The sequence below is a fragment of the Streptomyces sp. NPDC018019 genome (assembly GCF_044327805.1).
Lineage (GTDB): Bacteria > Actinomycetota > Actinomycetes > Streptomycetales > Streptomycetaceae > Streptomyces.
The window spans coordinates 54637-68379 of record NZ_JBIRGD010000037.1; the positions used below are offsets into that span (position 1 = coordinate 54637).

18 protein-coding genes and 1 pseudogene are annotated in these 13743 nt (G+C 69.6%); 3 read left to right on the forward strand and 16 right to left on the reverse strand.

The window, feature by feature from the left end:
- Nucleotides 1-216 precede the first annotated feature (216 nt).
- The 6 genes and pseudogenes from ACH4FX_RS38170 to ACH4FX_RS38195 form a co-directional block, all read right to left on the reverse strand.
- Entirely contained in the window at nucleotides 217-834 is a 618-nt protein-coding gene (locus ACH4FX_RS38170) for an ATP-binding cassette domain-containing protein (RefSeq protein ID WP_398486092.1), read from the reverse strand.
- Nucleotides 753-932 (reverse strand): ATP-binding cassette domain-containing protein, encoded by a 180-nt coding sequence (locus ACH4FX_RS38175; RefSeq protein WP_398486116.1) that lies wholly within the window; start codon nucleotides 930-932, stop codon nucleotides 753-755. The genes ACH4FX_RS38170 and ACH4FX_RS38175 overlap by 82 nt, the downstream gene beginning before the upstream one ends.
- Nucleotides 856-2220 carry a hypothetical protein gene (locus ACH4FX_RS38180; protein ID WP_398486118.1) on the reverse strand — a complete coding sequence of 455 codons (1365 nt, stop codon included), beginning with the start codon at nucleotides 2218-2220 and terminating at the stop codon, nucleotides 856-858. The genes ACH4FX_RS38175 and ACH4FX_RS38180 overlap by 77 nt, the downstream gene beginning before the upstream one ends.
- An 86-nt stretch (nucleotides 2221-2306) precedes the next feature.
- Nucleotides 2307-2675: a hypothetical protein gene (locus ACH4FX_RS38185; protein ID WP_398486093.1), complete on the reverse strand. Its 369-nt coding sequence runs from the start codon at nucleotides 2673-2675 to the stop codon at nucleotides 2307-2309.
- A gap of 61 nt (nucleotides 2676-2736) precedes the next feature.
- Nucleotides 2737-3645 carry a helix-turn-helix domain-containing protein gene (locus ACH4FX_RS38190; protein ID WP_398486094.1) on the reverse strand — a complete coding sequence of 303 codons (909 nt, stop codon included), beginning with the start codon at nucleotides 3643-3645 and terminating at the stop codon, nucleotides 2737-2739.
- Nucleotides 3606-4130, reverse strand: a pseudogene (locus ACH4FX_RS38195) (DUF6879 family protein). The gene ACH4FX_RS38190 and the pseudogene ACH4FX_RS38195 overlap by 40 nt, the downstream one beginning before the upstream one ends.
- A gap of 524 nt (nucleotides 4131-4654) precedes the next feature.
- Between ACH4FX_RS38195 and ACH4FX_RS38200 the strand changes: the two are divergent.
- Nucleotides 4655-5548, forward strand: a complete 894-nt coding sequence (locus tag ACH4FX_RS38200) for a hypothetical protein (RefSeq protein WP_398486095.1) — start codon at nucleotides 4655-4657, stop codon at nucleotides 5546-5548.
- Between the two features lie 732 nt (nucleotides 5549-6280).
- Here the strand turns inward: ACH4FX_RS38200 and ACH4FX_RS38205 are convergent.
- From ACH4FX_RS38205 to ACH4FX_RS38245, 9 genes are all read right to left on the reverse strand, one after another.
- Nucleotides 6281-6598 carry a hypothetical protein gene (locus tag ACH4FX_RS38205; protein WP_398486096.1) on the reverse strand — a complete coding sequence of 106 codons (318 nt, stop codon included), beginning with the start codon at nucleotides 6596-6598 and terminating at the stop codon, nucleotides 6281-6283.
- A gap of 282 nt (nucleotides 6599-6880) precedes the next feature.
- Nucleotides 6881-7420, reverse strand: coding sequence for an XF1762 family protein (locus tag ACH4FX_RS38210; RefSeq protein ID WP_398486097.1), 540 nt, complete (start codon nucleotides 7418-7420; stop codon nucleotides 6881-6883).
- Entirely contained in the window at nucleotides 7417-7551 is a 135-nt protein-coding gene (locus ACH4FX_RS38215; RefSeq protein ID WP_398486098.1) for a hypothetical protein, read from the reverse strand. Before ACH4FX_RS38215 ends, ACH4FX_RS38210 begins: the two co-directional genes overlap by 4 nt.
- A gap of 42 nt (nucleotides 7552-7593) precedes the next feature.
- Nucleotides 7594-8004: a VUT family protein gene (locus tag ACH4FX_RS38220; protein WP_398486099.1), complete on the reverse strand. Its 411-nt coding sequence runs from the start codon at nucleotides 8002-8004 to the stop codon at nucleotides 7594-7596.
- Nucleotides 7983-8303, reverse strand: a complete 321-nt coding sequence (locus ACH4FX_RS38225) for a hypothetical protein (protein WP_398486100.1) — start codon at nucleotides 8301-8303, stop codon at nucleotides 7983-7985. The genes ACH4FX_RS38220 and ACH4FX_RS38225 overlap by 22 nt, the downstream gene beginning before the upstream one ends.
- A 64-nt stretch (nucleotides 8304-8367) precedes the next feature.
- Entirely contained in the window at nucleotides 8368-8568 is a 201-nt protein-coding gene (locus ACH4FX_RS38230) for a hypothetical protein (protein ID WP_398486101.1), read from the reverse strand.
- Entirely contained in the window at nucleotides 8565-9614 is a 1050-nt protein-coding gene (locus ACH4FX_RS38235) for a major capsid protein (RefSeq protein ID WP_398486102.1), read from the reverse strand. Before ACH4FX_RS38235 ends, ACH4FX_RS38230 begins: the two co-directional genes overlap by 4 nt.
- Nucleotides 9611-10039, reverse strand: a complete 429-nt coding sequence (locus tag ACH4FX_RS38240) for a head decoration protein (protein ID WP_398486103.1) — start codon at nucleotides 10037-10039, stop codon at nucleotides 9611-9613. The genes ACH4FX_RS38235 and ACH4FX_RS38240 overlap by 4 nt, the downstream gene beginning before the upstream one ends.
- 101 nt (nucleotides 10040-10140) lie before the next feature.
- Nucleotides 10141-10809, reverse strand: coding sequence for a hypothetical protein (locus tag ACH4FX_RS38245; protein ID WP_398486104.1), 669 nt, complete (start codon nucleotides 10807-10809; stop codon nucleotides 10141-10143).
- An 85-nt stretch (nucleotides 10810-10894) separates the two neighbouring features.
- Here ACH4FX_RS38245 and ACH4FX_RS38250 point away from each other — a divergent pair, with 85 nt between their 5' ends.
- A complete protein-coding gene (locus ACH4FX_RS38250) occupies nucleotides 10895-11428 on the forward strand; it encodes a hypothetical protein (protein ID WP_398486105.1) in 534 nt (177 codons plus the stop codon).
- Between the two features lie 97 nt (nucleotides 11429-11525).
- Here ACH4FX_RS38250 and ACH4FX_RS38255 read toward each other — a convergent pair whose 3' ends face one another.
- On the reverse strand, nucleotides 11526-12581 hold the full coding sequence (locus tag ACH4FX_RS38255; protein WP_398486106.1) for a hypothetical protein: 1056 nt from the start codon (nucleotides 12579-12581) through the stop codon (nucleotides 11526-11528).
- Between the two features lie 19 nt (nucleotides 12582-12600).
- Here ACH4FX_RS38255 and ACH4FX_RS38260 point away from each other — a divergent pair, with 19 nt between their 5' ends.
- On the forward strand, nucleotides 12601-13512 hold the full coding sequence (locus ACH4FX_RS38260) for an ATP-binding cassette domain-containing protein (protein WP_398486107.1): 912 nt from the start codon (nucleotides 12601-12603) through the stop codon (nucleotides 13510-13512).
- The last annotated feature ends 231 nt before the right edge of the window (nucleotides 13513-13743 follow it).

A 13743-nucleotide genomic window follows, 5' to 3' on the forward strand; every position in this document is an offset into this window, starting at 1 on the left:
ACACGTTCGTCACACTAGTGAAGTGAACCGCTCCGCGTGGACCGGAGGTTCTGGCCTCGCACTGTCACAAGGCGGGCTACCCCAAGTTGGCCCCTAACACGATCAATCTCTTCGATCGAAGACGCTTCACCTCAGGACCATTGAACTTAGACCAGCCCGGGGCGCCCAGCGCAGCAGCTGACACCTGGCCCGGGCGTAGCCGGATTGGCCGTTACCTCATATGACCGTTGGGCCTTTCTGAAGGGGAACAGGGTGCTCGGCGTCTGCCGCAAACTGGGCACGCTGAATCTCATATATGGCCCGGAGCCTGCCGTCAGGGGCCGTGTCCGGGTCCATCAGGTCAGCGAAGGTGCCGGATTCGGCGACCCGACCGTCCTGCAGGAGGTAGATCAGGTCGGCGGAGCGTACGGAGTGCAGGCGGTGGGTGATGAGGACGACGGTCTGCCCGCCGGCTGTCAGAGCCCGGATGTTGGCGAACGCCTGCTGTTCGGCCTTGGCGTCGAGGGCGGCGGTCGGCTCGTCCACGACGAGCACCTGGCCGTCGCGGAAGTGGGCGCGGGCGATGCCGAGTTTCTGCCACTGCCCGCCCGACAGGCTGTGGCCGTCCTGGTAGCTGCGGGCCAGCAGCGTGTCCCAGCCGCTCGACAGGTCCTCGATCAGGTCTTCGGCGTCCGTGTGCTGGACGGCCGCGGTCAGCCGTTCCTCGGTTCCCTCGACATCGGTGCGGCCGATCGCGACGTTCAGGCGGGCGGTCAGCGGCCAGTGGTAGAAGTCCTGGGAGACGTTGGCGATGCGGGAGAACCAGGCCCGCCGGTCGATCTCACTGGTCGGCACGCCCCGACGAGGACCTGGCCGTCATCGGGGACGTAGAGGCCGGCGAGGAGTTTGGCGGCGGTGGTCTTGCCGGAGCCGTTCTCCCCGACCAGCGCCACCGTCGCCCCGGCCGGGATACGGAGGTCTACGCCGTCGAGGGTGGGCTTGTTGTCCTTGCCCGGGTAGGTGAAGACAACGTTCTCGAAGCGGATCTTGCCGATGTGCTCGGGTACGGGGCGCCCGCGGGTGGGGATGGCGCGCCGTTCGGCTTCGTTTTGGATGTGCTCCAGGTCGCCGACGAAAAGGCTCTCTTCGTTGAGGTAGTTGATCTGGCGGACGAGGCTGGTCAGGGAGCTGGTGGCGGTGCGGATGGCGATGATGGCGGTGCCGCCGACCGCCAGCGGCATGGCGCCGGTCCACAGCAGCAGGCCGAGCACGCCGAAGGTCGCCGCGTAGGCGTTGCCGGTCAGGGCGGAGGCGAGGACCGGTGCGGGCGGCGAGGCGGGCGAGGCGCGCGTGCTCCTGCTCGGCGGTCTCGGACATGGCGCGGAAGCGGTGGAGCAGGAAGGCGGCGATGCCGTGCAGGCGGATTTCGGCCGCGGCCCGGGTGGAGGTCAGCAGCTCCGAGAGCAGGCGCCCGGCGCGGGCGTGCTGCGTCGACACCTTGAAGGACATGTAGCGGCGCCGGGCGATGACGAGCGTGGCCCAGGCGCTGGGCAGCGTCATCATCACGATCACCGGCAGCAGCGCCGGGTGCAGCACGGTCAGCACGCCGATGGAGGCGAGCAGCGACATCAGGGCGTTGATCACCGAGGTGCTGTACTGGATCACGCGGCGCGCGGAGCCGGCGCCGAAGCGGGCGGACTCCGCACGCCGGTGGAAGTCGGGGTCTTCGATCGCGGCCATCTCCACCTTGGCGGAGGCGGTCAGGTCGATCTCGGTGGCCACGCGTTCCACCGCGGGCTCCAGCCGTCCGGTGCCGACGGTGGACACTGCCCGCAGTCCGGCGCCGATCACGGTGCACACCACGACCGCCACCAGCGCGGGAAGCGCGGCACTGAGCCGCTGCGTCGTCGGCCCGGCGGCCAGGAGCGCGGTCAGGACGTGGTTGATCGCGATCATGCTGGCGGCCTGCACCGCCCCGCGCCCCACCTCGGCGCCGACGACCTGCCGCAGCGCGCGGGCGTTGGCCTGGCGTGCCAGGCGCGCGGTCACGGTCAGCAGGTGGGGGAGGCGTACGACCATGCCGCGCAGGTTCAGGTCGAGGAAGGAGTATTCGTGCCGCAGCCAGGCCAAGTCCAGGCGCAGCCGGCCGCCGAACAGCAGCCGCTCGGACTCGGTGACGTCGTCCTCGGCGTCCTTGCTGCCGGAACGCTGCGCTGTTGTGCGGAGGGGAGACCACCTCATGCAGGCCCCTTCGGCCGGGAGGCGGTGAGGGGGGATGTCCGCGGCGGTGGCCCGGCGCCTGGTGAACACGGACGCTCCAGCCCGGGTCACCCGTGCGCTTCCTTGTCGGTGGGTGCGCCCGGTGGGCGGTGCGGTTCCAGGAGGATGAGGCACACCTGCGCCAACGTGCGGGCGCGGGTGCGGGCCGTCGCCGGGTTGTCGGGCAGTTTCGGCAGCCTGGTGGCGTCTCGCGCGGCGCCCTGGATCAGGGGCGTCTGCTCTGCCAGGCCCGGAGGGATGAGCAGTCCGAGATGGCCGCGCAGCGTCCGCGTCAGTTCCAGCAGCCCCGGGGCCGTCGCCCGGTGCAGTCCGAAGGCGCGGGCGCAGGTCACCTCTATGGTGGCGATGTCGATCGGCAACGAGTCGGCCGTTTCGGCCGGAACCTCGGGGGCGGGCGACGCCGCGACCTCGTTCATGCCCAGGACGTACGGCGCAGCGGGAAGGGGGCTCCAGGAAGTTTCACAAAGTTCCACGGCTTCACTCGAACGTGCCGAGAGCCGCCCTGATCCGTGCGTCGGCGTCGGCTCCGTAGAGTGCCAGTTCCGACAGGTCGATGAACGCGCGTTCGTAGGTGGCGGCTTCGCTGGGGGCGGTGATGGTGACCCTGGCCGTCAGCAGTTCGACGTGCACCCGGTCGTCATCGAAGATCATGAAAGTTTCCAGCGGCCAGATCCGCCGGGCCCGGTCGCCGAACGGCACGACGCCGAGGCAGACATTGGGCAGGGCCATCACCTCCAGCAGGTGGCCGAGCTGGTCGTCCATCGCCTCAGGATTTCCGACACCACAGCGCAGCACGGCCTCCTCGACCAGCAGCATGAACCGCCGGCCGCTGTCGTGCAGGACGCGCGAGCGGGCGGTGCGCGCGGCGACCGCCGCGGGAACATCGTCGGGCGTGCCCTGGAACGCGGTGATGGCCGCGAGTAGATCGGTCGCATAGCCGGGCGTCTGGAGGAGGCCGGGCATCACGGTGGAGCAGTACACCCGAAACAGGCAGGTGCTCTCGTACAGCGGTAGGGACGCTTCGTACACCTGCCGCAGCCCGCAGCGGTGCAGGCGCCGCCACTGCACGTACAGCGTCTCGGCGTGCCGGGCGGCAGCCAGCAGGTCCTCCGACTCCTCGTCGGCATTGCAGGCCCGGCACCAGGCCCGGATATCCGTGTCGCTGGGCAGGGTGCGGGCGTTTTCGATGCGCGAGGTCTTGGACTTGTACCAGCCGCACCGCTCGGCCAGCTCCTGGCCGCTCAACCCGGCTGCCCGGCGCAGGTCGTGTAGCCGGGCAGCCAGCGCCTCACGGGCCTGCTGTGCGCTTGAGGATGGCGAGGTGGGCACCAGTGGGGATCGGCGGGTTAGAGGGCGTACTCGTCGTGCGGGACGGCCCTGCGCCACACCGCCTCGAAGGCGTCCTGGCACAGCTTGGCCACGTGCGGCTGCTCGGTCACCTCCGGCCCGGCTGAACCGCCGTCGCCGGTGACGTGGTTGAAGCGCACCACCGCACCGTCGAACAGCCAGAAGTCGTTGCCCGGCAGCGCGAGGTCCGAGGCCCGGCGCCGCGGCAGCCACCGCACCTCCTCGCCGGCCTCGACGTTCAGACCGGTCCCTGCGTGCTCGAAGCGGATGTAGGCGGTCACCGGCTCGGACACGATCCGCGCCCGCCGCATCACCACCCCCCGGCCCACCGCACGACGCACCAGATCGAACCAGGCGCGCCGCGCCTCGCGGTCGGCGGCCACGGTTCAGGTGCCCTCGCGCCATGCCCGGAATGGGCCGTCTGCGGAGTCGATTCCGTAGGTGTCGCGCATCTCCAGGTGCACCGCCGAGTGCTGCGCGGCCTCCAGCATCTCAGCGAAGCTCGGTACGCCGGTCTGCGGCATCGCACGCCTCCCTGACAATCGCCGTCATCCGCGCCGGAATACGCACCACAGCTTCGTGTTCGGGGATCGATCCGTCTTGCCTGCACTCGTCGGTCGTCTCCTGGTCAGCTTTCCAGCCTTGCAGCACCAAGTCCCCGTTGTCCTCATCGATCCACACCGTCGGGCTCTGGTCGGAGCCGGTGTTGGGGTCCTTGGCGATGAGCCGTAGTGCCGTCCTGCCTCCTGCATCAGAAGGAGCTGATCCGGGCGGTGGGGAGAGCGGACATCAGCGCGCCGCCGGGATGAGAGGGCCTGCGCGAGGCCGGGCTCACCGTGGCGCGCAAGGAGGCCCTGCCGCACGCAGTATGCGCGTGATCACCGACGCCAGGGCGAGAGCGGCACCGGACAGCGACGGGGCCGAGGGCGCGTCGCCGGGGCGCGTTGGGCCTGGCGTAACCACATCAAGAGTCAGTTGTCAGACCCATGTATTAATGTGCAGCCTGTACGAAAAGTGCATGACATAGACGGACAAGCAGGGTGGGGTAATGCGCAAGGGCATCGCGCGACGCATCGGCGTCTCGCTGGCGACGGCGACCGTACTGGCGGGCATAACGAGCTGCCAGGACAACGGGACCAAGGCCGACGGGGGCCCGGACGCCCAGCGCACTCCGGCGCAGGCACTCACCGCGGCCTACAAGAAGACTGCGGGAGTGAAGTCGGCGAAGGTCACGATGACCATGTCGGTGCCCGCCGGGATGGCGGCCAGCGGCGAGACGAAGATGACCGGCACGATGGCCTGGAATCCCACGGCGCTGGACATGACCATGAGCGACGCCTCCAAGGTGAAGCCGGAGGACGGCGAAGCCAAGCGCATGATCTTGGTCGACGGCGTCGCCTACATGGACATGGGCGACTCCGGCGGCAAGAAGTGGGGCAAGTTCGACCTGAAGGCCGCCGCCAAGGAGGCCGGTGACAGCGAGATGACCAAGGCCGTCACCGCCGGCCTCGACGACACCAAGCAGGACCCGGCCCAGCAACTCGCCATGCTTCTCGGTTCGCCGAACGTCAAGCACCTCGGCTCCGGAGACGTCGACGGGGTGCGCGCCGAGCACTACAAGGGTTCGCTGACGGTCGAGGAGGGGCTGAAGGGCGCCAAGGTCGTCGACGCGCTCAAGCCCGAGGACCGCGAGAAGCTGCTCGCGAACGTCAAGAAGAGCGGCATCAAGGGCTACGACTACGACGTGTGGGTCAACAGCGACGACCTGCCGGTACGGATGAGCGTGGACATCAAGACACCGATGGGCACCCTCAGCACCTCTACGTCCTACTCCGACTACGGAACCACGGCAGCCATCAAGGCACCTCCGGCCGGTGAGACCACCGACCTGCTCCAGCTCCTGAAGGAAGCTGCCGGCCGAGGCCACAGCAGCAGCACCTGACCCAGGGCGCAGACAGCCGGTGGCCGGGCCCGTACTCGGGCCCGCCCACTTCTCGCGTGGGCCTGGCCAACCGAACTGGAGTGGTCAGGTGGCTTGCTGGGAACGTGCCGTCGGCTGAGTCACAGCCCAGGGGACGGGCGTAGCGGTAGCGGCGGGCAGAGTTCACGCGGCCCATGTGGATGCTCTTGCCCAGTTCGAGAGCCTGAGCGGTGAGGTCCCGGGCATGCTGGCCGAGCTTCCAGTCGGTGGTGCCGGCGAGGAGGAGGACATCGAAGTCGTCCCACGGCAAGGGCATCGACTCGGCACCGCATCGGGCCGTCGCAGGCAGCAACGACCTGGCCGACTCGCGAAACAGCGTACGGCCCCCGATCACTCACTCCGAGGCTGTTTCCTCAAACTCTTTCCGCGCCGCCAGCGTGGTCACCGGCAACCGCTTTCCTGCTGCTCACCCCTACTGTGCAAGGACAGCAAAATGGTCACGCTGCCGAGAACTAAGGCCATAGCGATGAAGATCCAAAGCATCATGGATGTCACGCTACAGGGGGGCACAGCCGGTGTGACCAGTCGTTCACCTGCCCCGTTGCCGTGCTGCGGTACACCAGCGAAGGACAGCAGCTGAGAGGCGTCGGCTTACCGCGGCCCCGCCTTGATGCGAACCGGACCGCGGCCACCCGGCTCGGCGAACTCGCCGTCGGTGACGAAGCGGCCGCCGCAGACGGCCCGGGAGGCGGGTCAGAGCTCGTCGCAGACCAGGCCGAGGACTACCGTTTCGTCCTGGGGGTAAGGGTGGGCGCTCACGCACTCGAAGGCGTACTCCCGCTCGCCGCGGTACTGGAACAGGACACCCGACGGGGCGTGATTGGCGTCGTAGGCCTGGCAGCCGTAGCCGTGCAGGATGCGGCCCTCGGCGTCGTAGTCGAATCCGGCGCAGACGTAGTCGGTGCCGAGGGCGTGGGCCGCCGGCGCGGCGGCCACCACGGAGGCCGCGCCGGCGAGAGCCATCGCGACGGCGGCGAGGAGCGGACGGCGGACGAACGACCGCACATTCATGGCGTTTTCCTCTCTGCTCGCCGGCCCCGGCCGACGCGCCGCCGCAGGGGGCGGCGGGACCGGCCGAGGACCGATCTGTCGGACAGCATGGACATGCCCGACATGGCGGCAGTGATCCGAACAGCCGCTGTTTTTCACTCGCAGGTGTTGCCGGACGGTGGCTCTGGTCCCCTTCGTGCGGCGGCTCACAGAACGCGGTGTCAGTGGTGTGGGGGATGGCCTGACTCTGCCGTTGATCTCCTGGGCGCCCCTGATCGACGTTCTTTCAGCGAACGAAGACGATCACTGCGCCAGTTGACCTTGATCACTCTCGGCGCCGACGGCTGCACCGATGTTCCCCGAGGCCGAAGTGGAGCACGGCGCCTCCCACAGCATGCGGGGGATGCCGTCCGTGCCGTGGTCGGTGCGTGGGCGCGAAGGGCAGTGCCAGCCGGGGCGGGCAGGGCGGCGGGCAATGACTCGCCACCCGGCACCGCGTAGGCTCGCGCCGGACTCGCCGTGCTGGGTGTAAGTGATCAAGCGGCTGTAACCGAGCGCGGATGCGGTCCTCCACGCAGCCGCGTACAGCATCGAGTTGGCGTTTCGGGCACCGTCACTGGCCAGGCGGGTGACTTCGAGGGTGGCGCCGTTGTCCAGGTAGCGGGAGACCGGCCTGCCGACGATCGCCACGGCGCGTAGTACACCGGTCCCGTCGGCGGCACCGACGGAGAACACACGGCCTTGAGGCGGGCGGTGGTGGCGGTGCCACATCCGCACGAATACGGCTGCGTCCCGGAAGCGGACGGGGACCAGACGCAACTGCGGCTGAGCGTCAGGGATCATCCGGTGACCCAGCCGTGCAGTACGCGCCGTGCCCCGGCCGCCCAGGTGCGGCGGATGCGTCCGAGCAGGACCAGGAGCGCGGGAAGGGCGGTCGCCCAGCCCTTGCCGACCATCTGCCCCGGCACTGCCACCCACACCGGCAGACCGGCGATGCACAGGAAGACGACAGTGTCCTACAGCGTCTCCAGCAGCGTGGCGGGTAGGACAGCCCGCGCCCAGCCGTGGCGGCGCAGTGGGGTGTAGAGGGCCATGTCCGCCAGTTCGGCGACTGCGACCGCTGCCGCGCTGGCCAGGGCCAGGCCCGGCGCAGCTATCAGGGCGGATAGCAGCGATCCGGCGAGGACGGCCGCCACGACACCGATGCGGCCAAGGCGGTCCTGGAGGACGTTACGGATCATCAAGGCGACGCCGGCCAGCAACGTTCCGGCGGTGGCGTGCTGCCCGAAACCGACGGGAACCATGCCGAACGATGCGGTGAGAACGTTCGCTGCGAGCAGGGCAGCGGCGTACCCGCACAGCCACCTGCCGCAGTTGACCGCACGGCGGATGGGTGTGCGGCCGGTCACCGGCGGCGGCGCGGGCACAGCTGGATCGTGCTCAGCAGGTCCCGGTCCACGGCTGCGGGGTCGTCGGGGGCGGGCTCGTCGGCGAGCTGGGCGATGGCGCGTTCGAGGGCGGTGACGTTGGCGGAGGTGTCGATAGTGGCGACGCCGTTGACGGTGACCTTCAGCGGTTCTGCCAGCAGCGCGGCGCGGCGTTCGTGCAGCACTTCGAGGACGATGCCGCGAGCGGAATGCAGACGCTCGTAGCGGGCGGTGAGATCGGTGGTGTTGGTGTCGGGGCCGAGCTGGGCGAGAAGCCAGCGCAGGACAGCTGCGGGCACGAGAGAAGTTCCTGAAGAAGTAGGTAGGGCGGGGAGCAGTGGCGGCTGCTCCCCGCCGTGGTGATCAGTCCTGGGGGGCCTTGGTCTTACGGCCCGGTTTAGGCTCGGCCGTCGGCGGGCTGGCCCAGCACACCGCGTTAGTGATCTGCTCGGCGATCGCCGGATCGGTGACCTCGGTACCGGCGGTCAGCACCAGCGGTTCGCGGCTGACGGGATCGAGCACATGGACCGTGGCGGCCAGTACGTTCGGGGCGGGGGCGCTCACAGGACGGTCGCGGTGATGTGGCAGTCCGGCGAGTACAGGACCGGCATCGCCATGGCGGCGCCCTTGGTCCAGATCTGCACCGGGTCGTCCTGCACATCGCGGGTGATGACGATGCCTGGCGCGTCCTCCCGCTCGATCTGTGGGTTGGTTCCGCGTGAGAGGGCCAGGGATTCGGTGGGGGTGCCGTACTGGGTCTGGCCCCACTTCGCGCGCTCCGGTGGCAGCATGATCCACCGGTCTTCCGGCAGCACCCGCTTGGAGACGTCGTTCTGCCACACCTGGGCCTTGTAGAAGGTCACCGGCGGCAGGCCGTAGGTGCCACGCACGTTGTTGACCTGCTGGGGGTTCAGTGTCGCGGTCGGCGTCTGCCCGCCGGCCGGGGTGCCGTAGTAGGCAGCCCGGTAGGCGCCGTTGGACGCCAGGTGCGCATACGCCTTGCGGGAGGTGAGCACCATCTCCGGGGCCGGGGCGCCGATCGAGTCGAGGTAGTCGATCCACCGCAGCTCATCAGCGATCGGGTCCGCGTCCGGTGACGACCACGGCTTGGGGGCGGTGGGCATGTTGGCCTGCGGCACTCCGTAGTCGGCCTCCACCGTCAGGCCGTTCTCGCCGGTGAGGGTGAAGCGGCCGTCGAGCAGGACGTCGGCGGCGGCCAGCTCCAGGCGCGAGCGGATCGCCTCGACATGCCGCTCGACGTCGTCGTAGAGCAGGTCCACGAGCCGGTCTTCGTCCGCGCCGCGCGAGGTGTCCAGCAGGAGCTGTTCCATCTCGCCGACCAGGAGCTTCTGTCCCAGGGCCGGGAGGGTGCCTTCGGTCTGCGTGGTCTGGGCCTGGCGCTTGGCGAACGGCACGCTCGCGTTGTACGCCCGGTACATCGCGGCGTTGATGCGCCGCTTGGACTGGCGCACCCGCCATTTCACATCGTGCACCTGCGTTTCCGGGAAGACGCTGCTGGTGAGCAGGAAGTCGTCCGGGGTGGGGATGGCGCGGGCGTAGACGGTCAGGTCGGCGACGCTGACGTTCTTCAGCAGATCGGCGATGCTCATGCGTCCACCGCCCCGAGGAAGCGGATCTGCGCGCCGTGCGGCGACGGGGCGATCTTGGCGGGGTCAAGGCCGCCGGGGATCTTGCCGGTGTGGACGGTGCCGTGCCACAGCAGGGCGGCCGGGACCTTGCTGGTGCCGGGGGTGAACGGCGCCTCGGCGTAGACCAGGCCGGCGAGCACCGACCGGCCGTCTTCGGCGGTGGGATCGTACGCGCCGTACAGGCCGGAGGCGGTGATGTGGCCCACCGGGACGCCGGAGCGTACGAAGCCGTGCGGCTGGGCAGCGGTCGGCTCTACGTAGTGGGTGCCGCGGGTCAGTTGGGACAGGTCGAGGGTGATGGTCTCGGTGGCGTCGGTGCCGTGCCGGGAAGCGAGCCAGTCCCGGTCACCGGTCACCGTCACGGAGGTGGTGTACGGCTGAATCAACGCCGCTGCTCCTGGTGGTGCTGGAAGCGGTCACACACTCACCGGCCGGTGGCGTCGTCCACGGGGGGAAGGGCGGGGCGTGGTCCCCGCAGTTCAAGGAGTCAGACCGGCGGCAGCAGGCCGCGGCGCCGCGCCATCTCGGCACCGGCGGCTCCGGGCTTGCCGGCCGCGGTGCCGGGGCGCGGCGGCGGGACCGATGCCGGGGCCCCGCCCGGTGCGGCCGGCGGCAGCGCGGTGCCGGTGGGCGGCACGGTGAACAGTTCGGGGCGGCGCGCCTTCAGGTCCTGCACGGCCTGCTGGAGGGTGGCGTCGTCCGCGTCGTCGTCCACGCGCAGCAGTACGGCCGCGTCCTCCAGGTCCTGGCCGGTCGCGCCGACACCGGCCAGCACTGCCCGGCGGGCCGCGTCGCGCTCGCGGGCCAGAGCCGCGGCCTCGCGGGCGATCGCTGCCTTCTCCCGCGCGGCAAGTTCCTGTTCGCGGCGCTGTGCATCGGAAAGCTGCTTCTGCTCGGCCTGACGCTGCCCGGCCACGTAGTCCGCGAGTTCGGTGGCGTTGGCGAAGCCGAGCTTGTCGGCTAGGGCCCGGACAGCGGCCCGCCCGCCCTGGTCCTTCTCCCGCGCCAGCAGCGTGTTCAGTTGCTTCTGGCTGATGCTGACGGCGGCTTCGTCGTTCGACGCGTCGTCGGAGGAGGCGCCCAGGATCGGGTAGATGGGCCGGCCGTCCTTGCGGTAGCCGAGCACGGTGCACGAAGCGGGCAGGTTGCGGGTCATCAAAGAGTGCTACTCCCACGACGGCCCCGCGCCGAGAACGAGTCTACGGAAGCCAAGACCACGCCCTGTCAGCCTCGGTATCCGCATGTCTGGCAAGATCATGTTCGTGTTTGATAACAGGGCAGCGGTGACGCAAACGCTCGAAGCGGTGCCATCCGGCAAGCGGCGCAGGCAACGCGCGTGGTGGGGGGCCGGAGCCGCACTAGCAGCCCTAACCGTTGGCGTCGTGCTGTGGATTTCTCATCCGTGGGCCGACGGCTCTGCGTTTACTGCCACCATCACGGGCGTAACTGAGCACGCCTACGCAGAGCCCATCGGTGATCACCAGTGCCGCCCCAGCTTGGCAGGCGAGTCAGTAATGATTTACGACGCGGCGGGCAAAGAGGTTCTTGGTCGGGGAGTCAATGCCAGTGTCGGCGAGTGGCTGCCGGGCTCTCACGGCGAACTCGGCGGGGGCTGCTTCTCCACGACCCGTATTGAGGGCGTACGTGGTGGTGAGGACAAGTACAGGGTGCAGGTCGGTGGGGGAAACATGGTGGAGCACACGGAAAAAGACCTGCGCACATCTGCCCAGCAGCAGCGCGAAGCCTTGAAGGCGCTCAAGGCACCTCTGGATTGACGACGGTGTATGGCCGCCTCACGCCCGCCGATGCTGATGCTCCGCCCACTTGACGGCAGTTGGCAGGATTCGACGCGGTGCTGCGACGGGGGAAAGGTCAGGCGGCCTCCCGTTGATCGGGCCCAGCCTTCTCCGAGGCCCCTGCATCTGTTCGCCGCGGGCGGGATACCTTCTCGGTCGAGCGGCGGGTCGTGATCCGCTCTACCTCTTCCCGGGCGTCTTCGATGGGGTATCCGGCGTCCTGGAGCATGCGGATGCCGGTCTCCAGCGACAGCACGCCGGCGCCCACCCCCTTGACGACCTCGTCCAGGATCGCGGTGCGGTCGGTGGGCGTGTGCGGGCCGAACACGAGCCGCGCGGGCAGGCACTCGCCCTGCGGCCAGCCGTCGGCGTGCCCGGCCTGGTGGAGGCGCTGGACCATCTTCAGCAGCAAGGCGTACTTGTGGGCCCGGGCCAGCCGCATCGCGTCGACGAGGGAATCCAGCGGCCCCAGGGACAGCTGGAGGGCATAGCCGCTGGGGACGCCGGACGGGTCCACGGTGCCCAGGCTGACCGCCGGGATGCGCGCGTTCACAGCGGCCCGGTCACGGACCTCTTTGACGCGTGCCCGGAGTTCAGCGAGCTGGTTGGAGGTGTCCAGCACATCCATGCGTCCGCCGTCGGCGAGCTGGAAGACGGTTCCCGGTGCCACGGCCAGCGGCTTCGGGCGTCCGGTGAGCCGGTCGACTTCGGCGTGGGAACCGGCCAGGCCGATGATCGGGGCGCCGGTGGTTGCTGAGGCGCGGGCGGAGTCGGTGTCGGTCTCGGCCAGCTCACCGAGGGCCTGCATCACCTTGGCCAGGGCGGACTGGCCGAAGTGCTCTCCGCCGGCGACGGTGTTGGCGATGTGCACCAGCGGCAGGAAGTCGATCCGCAGGTCCAGCCGGTCAAGGACCGCACCGTCGCAGCGGGTACGGAAGACGGCCTTGTCCAGCGGCAGGTCATCGAGCTGCTGGCCGTGCCGCAGGCTGTCGAGGTCCCACTCGGCGTCGGTGAGGTAGCAGGTCTGCGCGGACGGCCGGTCCGGCGCCCACGGATAGGCACGGTGGACCAGGCCGGTGGCCTCGTCGTAGAACTCGTCTGCGGCCAGCACCGGGGCGCCTGCGCGCGGCACGGGCACCACAGCAGACCTGATGGCCTTCCTGCTCTACCTCGACTTCCTGGCCCAGCCCCTCACCGCCTTGATCAGCGCGGCCGGCGGACTCCAGCAAGCGGCCGGCGCCTCCTCGCGCATCACCGAGCTACTGGAACTGCCCGAGGAACCGGAGATCGGGCAGCACCGGGAAGAACGAGGCTTCCTCAGCGCCGTTCCCGGCCCGGCCTCAGAGCGGTCCGCCCTGGAGTTCCAGAACGTCTGGTTCGGCTACGACCCCGCACGGCCCGTGCTACGCGGCATCAGCTTCCGGCTGCCCCCGCTCGGAGTCACGGCCCTGCTCGGCGAGTCGGGCACGGGCAAGACGACGGTGCTCGGCCTGGTGTCCCGCTTTCACACCCCGGACCGCGGACGCATCCTGCTCGGGGGCGTTGACATCCGCACGCTGCCACTCAGAAAACACCGCAGCATGATCGGTCTGGTCGAGCAGGAAAGCCCGGTCCTCCACGGCACCCTGCGCGACAACCTCACCTACGCCGCCCCCGGGCTCCCGGACACGGACCTGTGGGAGACTCTGCGCTTGACCGGACTGGCGCAGTACGCCCGCTCCCTGCCGCAGGGACTGGACACCCCCGTCGGCGACCACGGCGCCACACTCTCCGGCGGCCAGCGCCAGCGGATCGCGATCGCCCGCGCCCTGGCCGCCCGGCCCCCACTGATCCTCCTGGACGAGCCCACCGCCCACCTGGACCCCGCCTCCGAACGGTCACTGCTGCGCACGCTCGACGAGATCGGCCGGCACTGCGCCCTGCTGGTCGTCACCCACCGCACCAGCGCCCTGAACGGCATCAGCCAACGCCTCACCCTGACCCGGCCGGACCGCGAAACCCGGGCGGACCGGCCCGAAACCCGCTCCACGCCGCCGCTCCCGGTCACCGGTCCGGGAGACTGACACCAACCGTCGGTGAGGACACGCAGACCACAGCCTCCTGCTTGCCGCCGCCTTCACCATGTCCAGCTTCGCGATGTACGTTGTCGTCGTCGCCCTCGCACTCCTGCTGGAGCGCCGGTACACCACCAGCCAGGCCGCCTGGGCCCTACTGAGGTTTTCATTAGTTCTGTGGGTGTGGGGGGCTGTGGTGGTGCGAAGATGCTGATGTGCCTTCCGAGCCTGCGTCTGTTG